The following is an 18,532-nucleotide window of genomic DNA, read 5'->3' as shown; positions in this document are numbered from 1 at the left end:
TATTAATGGTCAAATCGATCTAAACGAAAGCTCTCTAAACTCACAGCGGGCTCTCTACCTGTTAATATTTTTGCTAAACTTTCTCCAATCCCGCTGCTGAATTTAAATCCGTGTCCTGAAAAGCCGCAAGCAACAAGTACATTGGCATATCCTGGTAAATAATCAATGATAAAATCTTCATCTGGCGTATTTGTATATGTACATACTCTGCCTTCTTTTAGCTGAATATCCTTAGAGAAATACTTATGCGCAAAAGCAAGCGTTTCCTCCTCATCTTCCGGATACGTTCCAAACGGCTCCAGCTTTTCGGGCTCCTCCAGTGGATGACCCTGGTCATGCCTGCCAATTTTTATGCCCGCTTCCTCCACGCTCGGAAAACCATAATAGGTGCTTTCCCCGTCGTCATATCCCCACCCAGGGAACATTCCTTCTTCATAATGCGTTTTTTCTGTCTTAAACCAAGAGAAAGTTTTACGAGTTGGGCTTAACGGCAACGTTCTTTGAAGCAGCTTAGCCACTTGATTGGTACCCTTTCCGGCTGTAATAAGTAATTTCTTTCCTTTTATCTCATTATCGTTCACTTTTACAGTCACTTCATCCGCAGTTGTTTCAATTGCATGTACTCTGGTATTTGTATATAAATCTGCACCGTTCTTCTCTGCCAATGTTCGATATGCCCGGATAGCATTTTCACTGAATAATACTCCTGAGTTTTTTTCGAAATAACCGATAAACTCAGATTCTAATTGGAATCCCGGCCAGCGTGTGTTAATTTCTTCCGCTGTCATCTCTTCTAAAGAAAGATTATGTTCCTGCGCCGATTTTTGAACGGTATCTAAAAATGCACTGTCTTTTGGCCCGAAGTTCAAGACACCTGTCTTTAAAAAGATTCGTTTCTCGCTTTTCCCCTCGAGCTCTTCCCATAACTCTTGGGAATGTAATGCTAATGGAACATAATTACCGCCTTCCCCATAAGCATGTCGTATCAGCCTCGTTTCTCCATGATGCGAGCCTTCTTCATGAGGAGGATCATAGGCATCAATAAGAGCTACCTTCTGACCTGCTTCTGTTAAATAATAACCAGCTGCCATGCCCATGGAGCCTGCTCCAATAATAATGACATCATACATCATTCTTTTCTCCCCCCTTGTTTCATCTGACCGCTTCTATTCCACGATGTTTTTTATTTGATCGTAAATCTCAGGGTGTGTCTTATGAAGTTTGACAGGTTTCCACGCTTCATTGACCCACATATGCGTTGTTTTTCCTGTTGTCAATAATTCACCATAAGGTTCATCTACCGTAGCGCTTGTTAATCCCTGTGACTTCCAATCTTCTTCTGTAATTCTTCGTGCTTCGTATTCAAAAACTAATCGAATTGGTGAGAATTGCTCAAGACGTGTAAATAAGACAACCAAATCATCAAACGTTGCCGAACGTTTGTAGGAAGCATTTACGTCTAGTACCGGTAAAAGCAGGCCTTGTTCTTCCATGGCATGATAAGACAATTCAAAATGCCTCATCCACTCTGTTCGAGCCACCTCAAACCAAGTAATATAGTTGCCATGATGGACAACTCCCATTTGATCTGTATCTTTGTATTGTACACGCATCAGATGCTGGTGCCACGCTTGTGTCATTCCAAGCTCCTCCTCTTTCTTTGTTATTAAATTTGTTATGATCGTTTCAGCTTCTCATTCGCAATATCCTGCAAGCGGAATTTTTGTATTTTCCCCGTACTTGTTAATGGCCAATCTGAAGCTTTCATTGTCCACACATATCTCGGAATTTTAAAGCGTGCTAATTTATCTGCACACCAATTAGCAATTTCTTTTCTCGATATGGATTCCCCTTCATGGACTTCGATAAAGGCTGCACCAATCTCTGTTGTCATTGTATCGGGAACGCCAATGACACTTACTTGAGCAACTGCTGGATGCTCGGAAATAGCTGTTTCTACTTCTCTTGGAGCAACCAGTTCTCCAGAAACCTTAAACATTTCTTTACTGCGTCCCAGAAGCTGAACATACCCGCGTTCATCCACTCTGCCTACATCTCCCGTACGCAGCCAGCCATCCTTATCAATCGCTGCTGCTGTCTCTTCTGGCTTCTTATAGTACCCTCTTGTTACGGAAGGTCCGCGAACAGCTAATTCACCGATAGTCCCTGCTTCTAAAGTTCGTCCATTTTCCGGGTCAACTGTTTTGTATTCTGTAGCATGCCCCTGGAACTCTGGTAACCCGCAGCTGCCAACTAATTTAGGACGTCCAACCCTTGTAGCAATCACTTCCAAATCATCGCCAATCTCTGTCGTCACCCCTGATGAACTGACCTCTGTTTGTCCATAACCAGTAATAATTTCCGTCAAACCAAGTGTATCCATTGCTTTCTTCCACACCGGTACTGGCGCCGGCGCGGCTCCACACCACATAGCAAATAAGGAAGACAAATCAAATTCAGATACCCGCGGATGATTCAATAAGGGAACAAGTGTGGAAGGTACACACAAATAATCATTTGCACGATATTTCTCCATTAATTCTAACGACTTTAATGGAGATGCTCCAAGCGCAGAAACGAACGAACCACCAACATAGGACATGGCAAGTATCGCTTCTACAATCGCAAAACAATGGTAGAATGGCAATGGAGCAAAAGTTACCCGCCCCTTTTCAATGGCACGGCTATAGCAGGTGCTAAATGCACAGCGAAGCAACATATCATGTGTGAGCATCACACCCTTAGGTCTTCCTGTGGAGCCAGAAGTATACATAATAATAGCAACTTCATCCGGATAAAGCGACTTTTCCCAGCATAACTTCCATTCCTCATCTGGAACTTCCTCTCCCGCACACAGGAAATCTTCCCATTTTATAAAAGAGTCTGGAATTTCTGTTTCTCCTTTTGTTTCTATGTATATTATTTTCTCTAATTGGGCAGTTTCCCGAAATTCCTCTGATTGCCATAATTCCGCTACTGTTTTCGCATGCTGTTTATCCCTTACTGTTTCATGTACAACAAGGAGATTGGTATCCGATTGCTTCAATATATATTTTAATTCTTCTTTGGAAAGCATGGAGTTCATTGGAATAAACACCGCACCTATCATGGAGGATGCAATCATAAGGGATGGATAGCTTGCATCATTATCCATTAATACAGCGATATGGTCTCTTCTTTTCACTCCGCTACGTATCAATGCTTTTGCCATTTTCACAGCACTATCCCATACATCCTGATATGTATATATTTCTCCATGAATATACATAAAATCCTGATTCCCAAATGCTTCTACGCTTTTTTGAAAATGAAGAGCAATGGTATCACGATTCCATACTGGGTATGCTTCTGTTAATTCTTTTCTTCTTTCATCTATACTTTTAGAAATCTTCGTCTGTTTAAGTTTAACCATGAAAAAATCCTCCCTAAACTATCATCATACTAGTTAACGCGTTTCTATTAAATTATAACACTAAGAATTCTGTATATTAACTGGAAGGATATATTTCCTTAAAGAAAACTTGGCAATCATGCGCTTATCATTTCCTTTTAATTTTTTTAAAGCGCAAATAAGCAATGCCCTGCTCTTATTTAAACAGGCATTGCTTATTTGTAGTCTAATTACTGGAACGAATGGTGATCAAGCTTATCTGGCTTTGGTTCAGAAATCGTACAGGCATTGCAGTAGTCCCCAAGCCGCTATCAATATATAAATAACGTTCGTCGCCTAATGGATATATCCCTTTTTGTAATTCTGGGAACAAACCATCATCTGGAGCAATAAGTGCGCCTATAAATGGCAGTCTAATTTGACCGCCATGCGTATGGCCGCTCAATACTAAATCCGCATCTACATCCGGATATTTCTGTACAACTAATGGAGCGTGCGAAAGCAAAATAGTGTATGCTTCTGTATCTTTATCAGAGAAGGCAGAAGACATATCTTCATGGCCAGTTGACACATCATCAATACCAACTATATTATAACGTTGACCATTTTTTTCGAATTGCGTATTTTCATTACTTAGAATGGTAACCCCTCTGTCTTCTAATCCAGCTAAAAATGCTTCTTTCTTTGGATTTTCTTGTTCGTGGTTACCAGTGACATAATACGTATCAGGATTGACTTGAACTAATTCTTCCACAAGATGAAAAGCATCCTCTAAATCATTCGTTTTACGATCAATTAAATCACCTGTCAGAACAATCATATCCGTATCCAGTTCCTTCACTTTTTGAATTACTTTTTCGTTTTCTGAACCAAAAACGCGGCTATGTACATCCGTTATTTGCACAATATTTAGCTCTGTACCTTCCTCCAGCTTTGCACTTTGGAAAATCTCTCTATTTATTTTGAATGTACTCGTATCAAAATAAATTTTAATAACCAATGATAGAATGATTAGCAGGATGATAAAAATAATCCATCTCCTTATGGTGCTTTTGGATTTTCTTTTTCTTTTCATCTATATTCAAACCTCTTTACTTGTATATTTCATCAATAATATCAAATTATTGCATTTCATTAAACTTCAATGCATAGTTTTCAATCTCGCCCATTGAAGTTTCAATTTCATGAATACTTTGCTGGTTCTCTTCTAAAGATTGCTGGATATGCGTACTGTTCTCAGAAATTCGATTCATCGATTCGGAAACTTGACTTAAAATAGCTTCTGTTTTTGCTGTTTGTTCACGAACTGCTTTTACTTCTTCCTTCGTTTCGTTAATGGCTTCCCGGCTATTCGCAACTTGTTCATTTGTTTCCAGGATTAAGTCGCTCACCTCCGCTACTGCTTCAGCTGACTGCACCGCTAACTTGCGCACTTCTTCGGCTACGACTGCAAATCCTTTCCCTTGTTCCCCCACTCTCGCTGCTTCAATCGATGCATTCAGCGCCAATAAATTGGTTTGCCCAGCGATGGATTCTACAATAGAAATAACAGATTTAATTTTCTCCGCACTGCTCGTCAACTGTTCTAACCTTTCTACAACAAGCACCATTTGGTTATCTAAATTCGTCATACCTGTATTGGTTGTCTTTGTCTGTTCCATTCCAAGCTGCGCAGATTCACTCGTTGATGCTGCAATCTCCTCCCCTTGTTTGGAAATTTGGTTAATTCGATTTGCTTGATTTACCATTTTCATAACAGATTGGTTCGTCTCCGTTAATACATAACTTAATCTTTCCGCCGTCTCTCTCATCGAGCTGATTAAATTTTGATTTTTTTCATCCATGATAGCTCTTTTCTCTTCAATATCTTTTTCATAAGCTTCTATCACAATCTGCTGTTCAAAGTTTAACAGTTTATTTGTTACCTGAACAGCATTCAAAAAATTCTCCTTATCCTGATATGTATCTGCCAATAATTTGGATATTTGAAAGAATATCTCTTGAAACGAGGCGATATACCATTTCGGCTTGAGGCCTATATGTACATGCACTTTAGCAATTTTACTCCGTTTATTAATGAAATCTTGATTTAACTCCCCTGAAAATATCTCAACGATATGTCTCATTAAAGTTTGTTTTAAACGCTCAAGAGAGCTATACGTTTCAATAATCCCCATTAACTCAGGTACGCGATACAAATTATCATAGAATGCATCAATAATTGTTTCAATATTTTCTCTGACCAATGGTTGCAGTAGTTTTGCAACCGCTAAATCCTGCTCGGTTATTTTTGATATTTGCAGTTGTAATGCTACATCTGTTTGCTGTAATCCTTCTAAAACTGCCTTCATTTCTTTGCTTTTTTCCAGTAAATTATCCTCTGTTACCTCTTTGCGAAAAATATTCTTCATCCAAACCACTCCCGGTTCTTATTTAGCAAATTAGCTATTTTACATGTGTCTAATCTTTTAAAGGTTCCATGTTGAACCGAAACAGTAATTTAACGTCTAATAGTAGTTATATAAAGACTCAAACAGATAGGTCTTATCACCTATTTCTAGCATCAATTACCGTTTCGTCCTATCATTTTCCTTACATTTGATTAACTCCCCACCTCTTTATCGGCTATTATTATACAGGATATAAGTACAAATATGCTTAACAATATCTAAAAATATGGCATTTCTAGCATCAAAGTAAGCCGAAAGACCGACATTTCCCATCTGATTATTCTCCGGTTTGTGGATAGAATAACAGTAAAATAGATACCTCAGCTAGAGCGAACTAGTTCGAAAGTCTATTACAACATAAAAATAGTGACTCCCCACTTTGAAAGGGAAGTCACTATTTCAGATTAAAATTTTTCGTTTTATTAATCTCGTTTAACCGTCTTCTAACGGTTTTTCAGCATACATTTTTTTCTGGATAAACTTCTTTCCAATCTCACGTCCAAAATAAAATATTATAATTGTTGCGCTAAATCTTAAAATAGTTAATCCAGTAAAAACCGTTCTAGTGAACTAATCATTAAGTAAGCGTTTCGCCGTAACTTCATCCGTTATTAATACATGAACCAGTTCTCCACGGAGAGCGGCTTTGATTGCTCTTACTTTCTCTTCCCCTGCAGCAACTGCAATTACCAATGGAATCTCTTTCAGCTTATTAATATCAGCAGAAATTGTTTTTTTATTCCATTCATTTTCTATCAATTTTCCTTCATCATTGATAAAGTTATAACAAATATCTCCGGCAATTTCTTCCTCATTTAGATCATCTACAATACTGTAGTCTTTATAAGATTTAACCATCGTTGAATGCTCTGGAGATCCTCCAATACCGACCAGAGCTATATCCGCTTTCATCCCTAGCTCAAAAATCTTCCTAATGGAAACCTGATTCATCATTATATCTCTTGCTTCTTCGGAGTCCATTAAGACAGGAGCATGTAAAAAATGATATTTTGCTTGTAACTTCTCAGCCAACTTAGCAATAATTGAATTTGAATGTATATCTACCTTTTCATCTCCCATTCCTCCGACTAAAGGAACAAAACATGTATCCGGAAAAAATTGAGTGGATGACATTGTATTAGCTACCTCATTTAGAGTTGTACCAGAAGTCACTCCTATTACTTGATGATTTCTAATCATTCTTAAAAGATATTCACTTGCCTTTGCTGCTAATGGACTTTTCGAGTTTTTACTATCGGGACTTTCAACACAAACCACTTCTCTTAATCCATATTTCTTTTCCAATTTTCTTTCAATAGTTGTAAAGGAACGGAGATCATTATCATGAATAATAATCTCTACAATTCCTTCTTTTCTAGCTCTAGTTAGATATTTAGAAATCAAAGAACGGCTGACCCCAATTTTTTTTGCAATTTCTGACTGTTTCACACCTTCTTCATAGTACATGTTTGCAATTTTCACTAACAATCTTCTATCATCAAGATATGACATTTCTAACACCCTATCGAATTATTGAAATTTTATTATACTTCCTTCCTTTACTTTCGGATAAACAGAAGGAGATACAAAAATTGCTCCAGGAAGTACCTCATCTGTCGGTTCTGAAAAATAAATGGAAATATGCCCTAATTCTTTCAGATTATCATTTGCAGCTGATCCCACTGCTTGAATACTGTATTCCTGTTCATCAATTACTAACTTTCCATTTTGTTGAATAGGTTCTGCCGCCTCTTTCGTTTTTGCATCGTGTATTAGGGAAACCTCCTTTAATTCCTCAGGAGCTCCCAGACCAAATAAAATAACTACCTTCTCTTCTTCAAATGCTAAAGCCATCGGTCCAATTTCTTTTACAATTGTTTCGTACATAATAATTTTCCCCTTTCTTTTCTATTTTATTTATTATTTTCTTTTACTCATTGTGATTGGATAAGGTGTCTAAAAATGTCTGACTTAGATTATGAGTACATACCAAAGCTCGCAAAGTAAGCGATCACAACAGCTAACACACCTGTAATTAACCGACTATACAGAACCGCCGGAACACCGTACTGTACCGTTTCCGGCTTCGCTTCTCCTAACGATAAACCAACTGGTACAAAGTCAGCACCAACTTGTCCGTTTATCGCAAACAACGCAGGTAAAGCAAATTCAGGTGGAATATGTCCTAAACCTATTTGAGTTCCAATTAGCACCCCGATTACTTGTGCAATAACAGCGCCCGGACCTAAAACAGGTGATAAAAATGGCAAGGTACAGACAAGTACAATTATAATCAATCCCCAAAGCGAGCTTGCTAATGGAGATAGTGTATTTGCAATGACATCTCCAATTCCCGTGTAAGTAATAATACCAATTAACATGCTTACAAACGCCATAAATGGTAGAATATTTTTAATTAGCATATCAATGGAATCTCTTCCCGCTTGATAGAATGTTCCAGTTATTTTACCGATTCCTTTTGAAAAACGCATTAGGAAATTATCCTTTTGTTCCAAACTTTCTTTATGCTCTTCTTTTACCTTTTGATACTCTTTTTGAAATTCTTCTTTATTCACTGTATTAACTTGCGCTTCACCTTTTTCTTCTTCATTATTACCTTGTTGATTTTGACTTGACTTTTTAGTTACATCAGCTAATTCAACTTCTTTTGGTGAAACACCTGAAACAAAAATGTCTGCCGTTATATGTTTAGCTAATGGACCTGACGGCGATGCATCCATTATATCAATAGTCGGTATTCCTTTCATTGGATATACTCCAATCCGGGCTGTACCTCCACAATCGATTATAACACACATCATTTCGTCTTCGGGAACGGAATTCTTAAACCCATCTACTGCTTCTGCCCCGCTTAATTCTGCAATCTTTTTAGCTACTGGGTGAATCCCCCCGCCAGTAACTGAAACTACTTTTGTTTTCTTTCCTTTAGGTTCTAAACTCAATCCTTTACCCCAACCGCCAGGGCCTTTATTTACAAAAATAGATTTATAAGACACGTTCGTCACCCCTTCAATGTAGAGCTTTCCATTCTTTTTCTTAGATATTTCGAAATCTGCTCTGTAATTATTCCACGAATTAATATAATTACAATTCCGACTAAGAAATATCGTACAGCCAGCTCTGACATGGAATACCCTGCTTGAGCTATGCCATTCGCAATACCAAGATAAACAAATAATTCACCGGCGTTCGCATATGGAAACAACGATGTAACCGGATGCAAAAACGAAACTAAAGAATCGTAAAAAGCTGGTTTATGCTCTTCTTTTACAAATCTCCCAAAAGTATATGCCATTGGGTTCGTTAGTAATAAAATTGATAAAATTGGCATTAATGTATATCTGAGGATTGTATACTTTGATGCAAACTGGATTCCCTTGGTAACTCGCTCATCACCAATGAATTTAATCATGGCATAAGTGAATGTAAGTAAAACTACTAAAGTAGGAACAATTGAAGTAAATAACCCCATGAACTGTTCTCCACCAGCATCAAATAAACCAATAAAATGCTCTCCAAACCATTCAATCCATTCCATGAAAACACCCCTTTATTTAAAACTTCATTTTTGGTTTTAACTTTAAATTACCATTCTTTATTCAGGAAGGAATTCTTTGTACTTTTACAGCAGTAGAAGCATTCTTTTTTGCTACAGTTAACAAAGCATTCTCCGCTGCTGTCATTAAGGCAACATTCATTGCAGGAATTTTACTCTTCTTTATTTTATTTCCATCATATTCTTCATGTAATTGAGCTAAAATATCTCCCGCGTGCATTCCTTTGTAAGTATCCAGTTCTCTAAAGCTTGACAGTATACTCACCCCTCGCATTACTTGACACTCTTTAACAATATAATCTTTATCTACAATCATCATTACGATTGAGCCAGATTTTAACGCTCTTCTAGACTGTCCTGAGAATAAATAATAGTCCTTGTTTCCTCTATATTTATTAATTAGATTTTCAGTTGATTTACGATAGTTTTTAATTTGAATAAATGTTAATCCATAGTTTGCAACAAGAATGAGACATGCAATAATGACTAAATTCATCCGAATTCCTCCCTGAATTACAATACAAAATTATTTACCAGAAAACATATGATCTTGTAAGGATCTTAATTTCCAAACAGTAGTTGAAGGATCAAGTTCAATCTCATCTAAAGTCAAGAATTGACCTTCTTTAATGTCTTTCTTCGCGACAACATTTCCACTAATTAAGCCAATTGGGATATGTCCGTTTTCTTCCATATCTTTATGTGTTTCTAATACACCCCTAACAGAATAACCGCCGATACCATCTAATTTTTCCCCTGCCTTAATATCTCTTTTAGCAACTGTTACCGTTTCTGAGATTGGAGCTCCCAGAGGATGAATAGAAGTATCATGCTGCAAAACTGCTTTTGCAATTGTAACAGGTGTTTCTAGACTTGCTAAATGATACGGGCGGTATAATGTATAGTGATTTCCATGGCTCTTATCTACCTTCAGTAAATAACGCAACTCTTCATCAACGGGCTCTAAGTCACTTTTTACAATAACGAAAACTCCTGGTGCTAAACCATTTACGTAGTCTACTATTCCTAAGTTATCTAAAACTCCGCCATTCTCTTTTAAGTCCAATTTTTTAGCGACATTGTCTAAATTGGCATCCACACCGTGCATTCCCACTTTATCTGGAACTAAGCCGATTGCATTACTTAACAAGTTCATTTCTGCCATTGTTTTTGTTCCGTCTTGGAATGCAGCAAGCATATGAGCACTCATATTTTTAGATTTTGCTTCAGCAGCTGCTGTATCCGGATTAGCTGTAGGTTTCAATGCATTATTTTTACCTTTACCTGCAACTACAACTTCCATTCCCATTGTCTTTGCAAATTCATATAATTCCACGATTGCTGCAGGCTCGTCTCCAGCTGAACCTGAATAAACAAGACCAGCAGAGTTAAATAATGAATTCATATACGATCCGATTGTAATATCAACTTCTACGTTCAATAGAACTAAATGCTTTCTTGAATTTAATGCTTCTAAAGAAATATTTGCTCCAACTTCAGGTACCCCAGTTGCATCTACTACTACCTCTACATTTGGAGATTGGATTACTTCTCTATAATCAGAAGATACTACTGTATTAACCATTAACTTTTCCTCAGACTTATAAAAATCCACAGCTTTTTGTGCCCTACCCTTATCAATATCAGATACTCCGCCAACTACCATTCCTGGAATTCGAGATATTTGAGAGATAAGACCAAATCCCATTTGACCTGCTCCAACAACACCTACTTTAATAGGATTGTTTTCTTTTTGTCTTACTTGTAGCTCTTGATAAATTGACATGGTAATTCCTCCTTAGATTTTTTAAGCGCATACATTACATATATAAAGATGAACCATCATTTAGTAACATATGTTAACAGTTATCAACTATGAGCAAAATAATTAACATATGTTACATTTAGTATCATATGTGATAATACGCTTTCATTATATGCTGTTATATTTTTATTGTCAACTAGTAATTTCATGTTTTTTATATCCCTAGAGCTTTTATATTAATGATGATATTTATATGCTGCTACAAGCTGGATTTCCCAGCAGCTCCCGGAGAAAAATAATAAAAGGGTTATCGAATTTAAGACCGATAACCCTTTTCAAATGTTGAAATCTTATTCAATTTTCCATTCACACGGCTAATATGGTTTACTTGTTCAAATTAACCGTCTTGTAGCGGCTTTTCAGCATACATTTCTTCAGATTCATTTTTTGCATCAAATGCTCTTTTAATGGCTTTACGTAATTCACGTTCTACCGCCCATTGCTCCATTGTTTCTGTTTTAGCAATAACTCGTAATGTTATTTCCGATGTGCCATATGTCTCTACTCCGAGCACGTCTGGCCCTTCCACAATTTTAGGATTTTTTTCTTTTAAATCATCACATACTGTTTGAATAATACCGACTGCTTCGTCGATATCATCACTATATGGAATGGCGATGTCTACTAAAGCTCGCATGTTGCCGCGAGAATGGTTACTTAGCGATCCGACTTCTCTATTTGGCACGTAGTTTAGAGTACCATCGAAGCTGCGAATATGCATCGTACGTAAACCAACTTCTTCTACAATACCATCATATCCAGCTGCAGTTATATAATCGCCGACATCAACTTGCTTCTCTAACAGCAGAAAAAATCCTGTAACGACATCACTGACTAATCCTTGCGCACCAAAGCCGATAGCCAATCCTACTACACCAGCTCCGGCGATTAAACCAGCAGCATTAATATTAAAAATTCCCAATACAACAACTAGCAAAATAAAAAATAAAATATAAGAAAACGTGCTAATTGCTAGGGATTGCAAGGTTTTTGTTCTGCCAACAGACATTTTCTTCTTCACTTGCGCTTTGGAAAAAGCATTTCGAATCAGCTTTCTTCCAATTGCTCGTGCAATAAAAAATACAATTAGTGTTGCAATGAGTTTTAATAAAACAAATCCAGTATCTACTAGAATTTGCTCCCAATTTATATTTTCTATCCAATCCATTCGTCCATCTCCTTTACTGCTCTCGATGATTGACGATTATAACAAAAGGCTAATCTAATGTAAAATAAGAAGGAATTACAGCGAATCTTGTCTATGGCACTTGATAGCTTTAATTAGATTGCTCAAAGTGCCTTAGACACCTTGATCTTATAAAGTTCGCTCACCTAAAAACTAAATATCTCTATGTAATATTTTTTCTTCTTTTGTTACTTTATCCTCTTTTAATTATACTAATTACTTTAGGTTTTTCATCCGTTACGATTACTTCTGAGCCAACCCAAATATCTATTAAGCTTTTCTTTCCTTTTGTATGCACGAGAATAATTACATTAACAATTAAATACGCTAGATAAGGATACAGAATGAACAACAAGTAATTGAAATCTATGTTGTGTGACAAAAAATAAAAATACAGAAAGAACGCTACCCCAAAAATCCCTGTTCGGATAAACCATCTAGTGAATAATCGTATTCTATTTATACCCTTCACTTTTAGTTGATAGGCTTTATAGCCTCGTGTTTGTTGAGATATTTTCATAAGGGTAAACATATAAATAATTGTACCTACCAATAAAATGATATCTCCAATCCGTAATAAAATTGTGTTTGCCGTGTCCGTATAAGTTAATACCCACGGTAAAAAAAGGAGCATAGAAACAGCCACAAACACCATAGGTAGATAAATTAAACAAGCACAAGTCACGGTTGTTAAAACCATATCCGTAATAAAAGCTGATAACCGTTTTTTAACCAAAGTTTTCGCCTCCAATTTATATACTAGTATTTGAACCTAGAGGCAAGCATTTTTGTCCTCTACTTCATCGCATATGAACCAGCTTGAAATGCTTGTTAAATCATCTAGCATGCAATTTTACTATATTTACGCGCGATTTAATAGTATTGATATTGGGTTACCTTTTCGTTGTGCGCCTACATTGTATCCATTAATGCTAATAGACACCTGCCACTCTACCTTAAAAGCATACAACAAAGCGCTATAAATCCGAACCATCTCGGTTTTATAGCGCTTTTTACATTCATATTATGATTAAAAATCTGTCTGTTCTTTCAATCTTACCGATATACCATGCTTATCTTTTATTATCTTCCAATTCGGTGATAAGATTTCTTTAACCTCACGCAGTACCGCTTCATCTGCTTGAAGACTTTGAATACCTGTTTCTGTTTTTTTATAATCTTTACCTGCTTCTTTTTGAAATTTTAATTTCAATAAATTTTCCAGTCCCCGAACTGTAACGAATTTAACAGTATAGCCATCCTTAAGAGCCTGCTCAAAAGCTGTAAAGTCCTTTTCTGCAAGTGTAATCAACTGCTCGAGGTCAAATTTATCATGAATCTGTTTCAAAGAAGATACGTTCTCTTCTTTTACTTTTTCAATTATTTCTTCATCGGTTATCCCGTTCGCACGTAGTGTTTCTATCATATATGCTTCCATTAATGAAATTTTTGGTCGGCTCATTATAGAGTTCCTTCCTAAACGTAGTCTTTTATCATACTGTCCCAATCCTTAACCTAACTCATTTAAGCAAATAATGCTTAATAATAGACGCAAAAGCTTTTTCGATATTTACTAACGCTCGTTCATCAATGTCAAATCGTGGATGATGATGCGGATAATGCGTTGCTTCATCATCATTTTGGGAACCGACCCGGAAGTAGGTTCCCGGTTTAGCTTCTAAAAAGTAAGAGAAATCCTCCGCTCCCATTGTCGGCAAAAATTCTACGACATTCTCTTCTTCAAAAGCTTCTTTAAATAAATCTCTAGCTAAATCTGTTTCTTTTTTATGGTTAAATAACGCAGGATATCCTCTTAAATAATCAAGTTCATAGGTAGCGTGAAATGCGCTGGTGATCCCATCCAAAATCGAGCGGATTTCTGTCTCTACTTTATCGCGAACTTCGGGATCAAAAGTACGGACAGTTCCTTCAATGCGTGCAGTATCTGGAATAACATTAAATGCATTTCCTGCTTGAAAGACGCCAATCGTCACAACTGCAGACTTTAGCGGGTCGATTTGACGGCTGACAATCTTTTGCAGTGCTTCTACAACACTTGTTCCTATCACCAGGGAGTCCGTTGTTTGATGCGGTCTTGCTCCATGACCGCCATGTCCTTTAATATCAATAGCGAATTTATCTACTGCAGCCATCTGATAGCCTTCTCCTACGCCAACTTTTCCAACTGGGATATCTGAAGCAAGATGCGCTCCGAAAACATAATCCACATCATCTAAAATGCCTTCTTCTATCATAAATTTTGCCCCGCCTGGTGGTGTTTCCTCAGCTGGCTGGAAGACGAAGACAATACTTCCCTTTAAATTTTCTTTATACTCACTGACTACTTTCGCAACACCTAGCAGGGCTGCTGTATGCCCATCATGCCCGCAAGCATGCATTATTCCTGGTTTTGTAGACTTATAGGGGGTTTCTTTCTCATCAAGTATCGGCAATGCATCAAAATCAGCCCGCAATGCAATTTTCTTTCCAGGCTCCTTGCCCTCTAACACACTAATCAATCCATGACCGCCGATATTTTTTTGAACCTCTAGACCAAAGCTTTTTAATTTTTCTTCTATATACGCTGCCGTATGTACCTCTTGAAAAGACAATTCGGGATGCTGGTGCATGTGTCTTCTCCAGCCTCTCACTTCCTCAAATGACTGATCAAATTTTGCAAAAATGGACTCCATTGTTTTTTCTTTTAAGTTACTCATCTTCCCATCCCCCATTTTCTATCTGTTTATTTTCACTTCATAAATAATCTGATTACTGAATTTTTATATTAGTTTAAACGCATTATTCCGAGTTGTCAACTAGGTTTAGAGAGATTATATGCAAAAAAGAAAAAGCTGCGCCTAAAATGGATGTAAGACGCAGCTTTTTCTTTTACTTTATATTTGGTTCTGTGTAGATTTAAATTTATTTTTTCGTCCTAAACCAATCTGCTTTCTCCATATGTACAAACGGTATTTCCGTATCAATTGTTCCGGTTACTTTTGACGCAGAAAAATCATCGCCGTTTAACCATGAAGCAAAGTCAAATTTCACAGGCTGCTGATCTCCGCCTAAAGCAAGCCATGCTTCTAACTTTTGCGGAAAATATGCAGCAGTATGTATTGTTCCAGCCCATTGTCCGTATAATTTGGAAAACACACCATTTTCGGTTCCGTTTAGCAGTTGAAAAGCTTCATCCCCGTTTAATGGAGAGGTTAATTGATCTTTTTCCATAATTTCTAAACGTCGCTTCGAATCTTTCAGATAATGGCGATTTTCTTCTTTCATTATTTGAAAATGGTTCGTACAAGCTGCTCCATTTCTCACCTCGATATTTCTCGGTGAAGCTTCGACAATGGTTGCTTCAGCCTGATTCTTATCCTTTAATACATAACTGAATGATCCTCGATGCGGAAGACGCTTCAATAAAGAAACAGCCTCCTCTATATTTGCGCATGTTTCTAAAATAAGTCTCCCAATCATATTACAGACAAATCCATCTTTCGGGCGCTTACGATGCATAAACGTATACCCCATTGCTAAACCTTTTTCGTTCATTCCGTCACATCTTCCCGTTACTTTCTGTGTAACGCCGATGATGGCATGCCCCGTATCGGTTGGCTGGTACACGGAATAAAAACCATCATATGTTTTGGGATGATAATCGTAATTTCGGATTAGATAATCCGTTCCCGTTAAAATTGAACAACCAGACCGATTCAATTTAACACGGTATCCGCCAAATTCTAGCAGTACACGCTCCATCGGCCATTCAAGCGCTTCACCAATACCAATTAATTCCTCCCAAATCGCTGGAGCTATTTCGTTAAAGACCTGTTTTGTTTCTTCCTTATCAATAGAAAAAAGAGGTTTTCTAACTTTCCATTGATTTTCTCGATTTTTTAATAAGATGTGATCCTTTACCAGCATCCCTTGATGGTAGCCATATTCATAATGGGTTCCTCGAAATTGAATAACATTTGCACTGACTTTTTTCATAAGACGACCACTCCTCCATGCTCGAAAACCTCTAAAATCCCTTATAAGGAATCTCCGTGGTTATACTGTTAGCATATGATTATTAGTAAAAAATAATATAAATTCGCTTCCTATCTTATAATAACAAATTAAAACCTGGTTAAGAAAGAACCGGGAGAAGGGAGATATAATATTTTTAGTTTTCACAAAACAAAAACGCCTTTTAGTGCTTCAACAAAACGAAAACGAAGAGCTTGCTTTTGAGAAACAGCACCTCTAAAGCAAGCTCTTTGTTTTATACTATATAAACAACATTATGGGAGTTTTTGTATAAGGGGATACTATTCCTAGTAGAGGTAGAAAGAAGATTATATCTGTTTTTGCTGCCTCTTTTTCCATTCACCATATCAGATCCCGCCATACCTTCTCCTTCTTTGTCGGAATTCTTCAAGTGCATAAAGAAATTCCTTCTCGGAGAAATCCGGCCATAGCACGTCGGTAAACCAAAACTCGGTGTAGGCCGACTGCCAAAGCAGGAAATTGCTTAAGCGTTTTTCTCCGCCGGTTCGAATAAGTAAGTCAGGGTCTGGGATACCGGCTGTATACAGGTACCGTGAAAACCGCTGTTCATCCACATCATCTAGTGACAATCCCGCATCGTTTATATCCGTAAGCATTTCTTTCATGGCATTCAAAATTTCATGCCTGCTTCCATAGTTGATCGCAAAATTCAGCTGCAAACCGTCATTATCCTGAGTATGATCGATTGCATACTGTATTGCTTCACGCGTAGTTGCTGGCAGATTTTCCATATCACCGATTGTCTCTATACGTACATTATTGGAGATAAGGTCAGGCAGATACATATGAAGAAACCCCTTAGGAAGCCTCAAAATAAATTCTATCTCAGGCTTTGGCCGTTTCCAGTTTTCCGTGGAGAACGTATAAAGCGTCAGCACTTTCACCTTGCATTTTACTGCCGCTTTGACAATTTTGACGACAGAGGATACCCCTTCTTTATGCCCGGCAACTCGGGGCATGCCTCGCTTTTTGGCCCACCTTCCGTTTCCGTCCATAATTATGGCTACATGGTCAGGTGTATTATCTTCCGTATACCTTTCCGTATTATGAATCGATGCTTTCGATTGCTTATTATTGAAAAAAGGAATTTTCTTTAACATTGTCTCTCCCCTCAAACTGTTCTTGTTCATTCACCAATTATCCTTCTGCTGTTAAATAGCCTAGTAGTCATTCTCTTGATATCGCCCCTTCACCTGCTTCAAGGTCGCCACAATCAGAAAGCTGACAATCACTAGCAAGACCCATGAACTCACCTTCCCTAAATGAACAAGACTCCATGCATCAGCTTGGTTCGGATATTCCCATGCTCCAAAGAACGTGGCGATGTTTTCTGCTATCCATATGAAAAATCCAATCAGCAGAAACGATAGAGCAATTGGCATATGATAACGGGTCCCACCAACCTCGTATGTAACCGATGATCGTAAAAAGACAATGAAAACAAGCCCCGCTAAGACCCAACGAATATCAATCCAATAGTGATGGGTGAAAAAATTTAAATAAATCGCAGCCGCCAGGGGTACTACCACCAAAAACGGGGGCCAGTTTACCAGATTAACGTTTAATCTTCTCCACGCCTGGCACAGATAACTCGCTACACTTGCATACATGAACCCGCTATACAAAGGTACTCCAAAGATTTTAAAAATACCTTCCTCTGGATACGACCAGGATCCCATTTGCACTTTGAAGATTTCAAGAGCCAATCCTATAAGATGGAATAATGTAATAACCTTAAGCTCATCCTTTGTTTCAAGTCCTGAACGGAGCATCACCCACTGCATTAAAAGAAAGATGATGAGCAGCCAGTCATAGCGCGGCAAGAAAGGAAGCGGTATGACCTGCGTAATTGCCAAAGAGGCAAAAATAACGACCGGAAACAGACAGGATAAGGACTGCTCCCAACCAAAGCGGACAAGTTGTTTGAATGCTCTAGAGCTTTGTGCTCTAAAAGTTTTTCTCTGTGAATTAGTTTGAATGGTTACATTCATGGGCGATCTCCCTTTTTAGAATTTAATACATTAGACGAATGGATACGAGTTTTTTA

General features: G+C 37.6%; 18 protein-coding genes. All 18 read right to left on the bottom strand.

All coding sequences use genetic code 11. The features are described 5' to 3' along the window. Nucleotides 1-2 precede the first annotated feature (2 nt). Nucleotides 3-1,133, bottom strand: a complete 1,131-nt coding sequence (gene solA, locus KI343_RS00470; RefSeq protein WP_212924463.1) for an N-methyl-L-tryptophan oxidase — start codon at nt 1,131-1,133, stop codon at nt 3-5. 33 nt (nt 1,134-1,166) lie between these two features. Continuing rightward, nucleotides 1,167-1,640, bottom strand: a complete 474-nt coding sequence (locus KI343_RS00465; RefSeq protein WP_212924462.1) for an acyl-CoA thioesterase — start codon at nt 1,638-1,640, stop codon at nt 1,167-1,169. A 35-nt stretch (nt 1,641-1,675) separates the two neighbouring features. After that, nucleotides 1,676-3,412 carry a class I adenylate-forming enzyme family protein gene (locus KI343_RS00460; RefSeq protein WP_212924461.1) on the bottom strand — a complete coding sequence of 579 codons (1,737 nt, stop codon included), beginning with the start codon at nt 3,410-3,412 and terminating at the stop codon, nt 1,676-1,678. Nucleotides 3,413-3,617: 205 nt separating this feature from the next. After that, a complete protein-coding gene (locus KI343_RS00455; RefSeq protein WP_212924460.1) occupies nt 3,618-4,466 on the bottom strand; it encodes a metallophosphoesterase in 849 nt (282 codons plus the stop codon). A 46-nt stretch (nt 4,467-4,512) separates the two neighbouring features. Beyond that, the gene (locus KI343_RS00450) at nt 4,513-5,802 is read right to left on the bottom strand and encodes a globin-coupled sensor protein (RefSeq protein WP_212924459.1); all 1,290 of its coding nucleotides are present in this window, start codon (nt 5,800-5,802) and stop codon (nt 4,513-4,515) included. Nucleotides 5,803-6,411: 609 nt separating this feature from the next. Next, nucleotides 6,412-7,353, bottom strand: coding sequence for a sugar-binding transcriptional regulator (locus tag KI343_RS00445; protein WP_212924458.1), 942 nt, complete (start codon nt 7,351-7,353; stop codon nt 6,412-6,414). Nucleotides 7,354-7,371: 18 nt separating this feature from the next. Then, the gene (locus KI343_RS00440; RefSeq protein WP_212924457.1) at nt 7,372-7,728 is read right to left on the bottom strand and encodes a PTS glucitol/sorbitol transporter subunit IIA; all 357 of its coding nucleotides are present in this window, start codon (nt 7,726-7,728) and stop codon (nt 7,372-7,374) included. 89 nt (nt 7,729-7,817) lie between these two features. Continuing rightward, nucleotides 7,818-8,858, bottom strand: coding sequence for a PTS glucitol/sorbitol transporter subunit IIB (gene srlE, locus KI343_RS00435; RefSeq protein WP_212924456.1), 1,041 nt, complete (start codon nt 8,856-8,858; stop codon nt 7,818-7,820). Between the two features lie 5 nt (nt 8,859-8,863). Continuing rightward, on the bottom strand, nt 8,864-9,400 hold the full coding sequence (srlA, locus tag KI343_RS00430) for a PTS glucitol/sorbitol transporter subunit IIC (RefSeq protein WP_212924455.1): 537 nt from the start codon (nt 9,398-9,400) through the stop codon (nt 8,864-8,866). A 61-nt stretch (nt 9,401-9,461) separates the two neighbouring features. Continuing rightward, nucleotides 9,462-9,914 carry a transcriptional regulator GutM gene (locus KI343_RS00425; RefSeq protein WP_212924454.1) on the bottom strand — a complete coding sequence of 151 codons (453 nt, stop codon included), beginning with the start codon at nt 9,912-9,914 and terminating at the stop codon, nt 9,462-9,464. Nucleotides 9,915-9,944: 30 nt separating this feature from the next. Beyond that, nucleotides 9,945-11,204, bottom strand: coding sequence for an NAD(P)H-dependent oxidoreductase (locus KI343_RS00420; RefSeq protein ID WP_212924453.1), 1,260 nt, complete (start codon nt 11,202-11,204; stop codon nt 9,945-9,947). A 376-nt stretch (nt 11,205-11,580) separates the two neighbouring features. Then, a complete protein-coding gene (locus KI343_RS00415; protein WP_212924452.1) occupies nt 11,581-12,411 on the bottom strand; it encodes a mechanosensitive ion channel family protein in 831 nt (276 codons plus the stop codon). 211 nt (nt 12,412-12,622) lie between these two features. Next, on the bottom strand, nt 12,623-13,165 hold the full coding sequence (locus KI343_RS00410; RefSeq protein WP_212924451.1) for a hypothetical protein: 543 nt from the start codon (nt 13,163-13,165) through the stop codon (nt 12,623-12,625). Between the two features lie 294 nt (nt 13,166-13,459). Next, a complete protein-coding gene (locus KI343_RS00405; protein ID WP_212924450.1) occupies nt 13,460-13,891 on the bottom strand; it encodes a hypothetical protein in 432 nt (143 codons plus the stop codon). Between the two features lie 58 nt (nt 13,892-13,949). Next, complete coding sequence (locus KI343_RS00400; RefSeq protein ID WP_212924449.1) at nt 13,950-15,146, bottom strand: M20 metallopeptidase family protein; 1,197 nt, start codon at nt 15,144-15,146, stop codon at nt 13,950-13,952. Nucleotides 15,147-15,351: 205 nt separating this feature from the next. Continuing rightward, the gene (locus KI343_RS00395) at nt 15,352-16,425 is read right to left on the bottom strand and encodes a C45 family autoproteolytic acyltransferase/hydrolase (protein ID WP_212924448.1); all 1,074 of its coding nucleotides are present in this window, start codon (nt 16,423-16,425) and stop codon (nt 15,352-15,354) included. A gap of 386 nt (nt 16,426-16,811) precedes the next feature. After that, nucleotides 16,812-17,585: an undecaprenyl pyrophosphate synthase gene (locus KI343_RS00390; protein WP_212924447.1), complete on the bottom strand. Its 774-nt coding sequence runs from the start codon at nt 17,583-17,585 to the stop codon at nt 16,812-16,814. Between the two features lie 60 nt (nt 17,586-17,645). Beyond that, nucleotides 17,646-18,476 carry a DUF817 domain-containing protein gene (locus KI343_RS00385; protein WP_212924446.1) on the bottom strand — a complete coding sequence of 277 codons (831 nt, stop codon included), beginning with the start codon at nt 18,474-18,476 and terminating at the stop codon, nt 17,646-17,648. Nucleotides 18,477-18,532 lie beyond the last annotated feature (56 nt).

It is taken from the genome of Oceanobacillus sp. J11TS1 (assembly GCF_018333215.1).
GTDB lineage: Bacteria > Bacillota > Bacilli > Bacillales > Amphibacillaceae > Oceanobacillus.
This window is presented reverse-complemented; position numbering and strand designations above follow the sequence as displayed.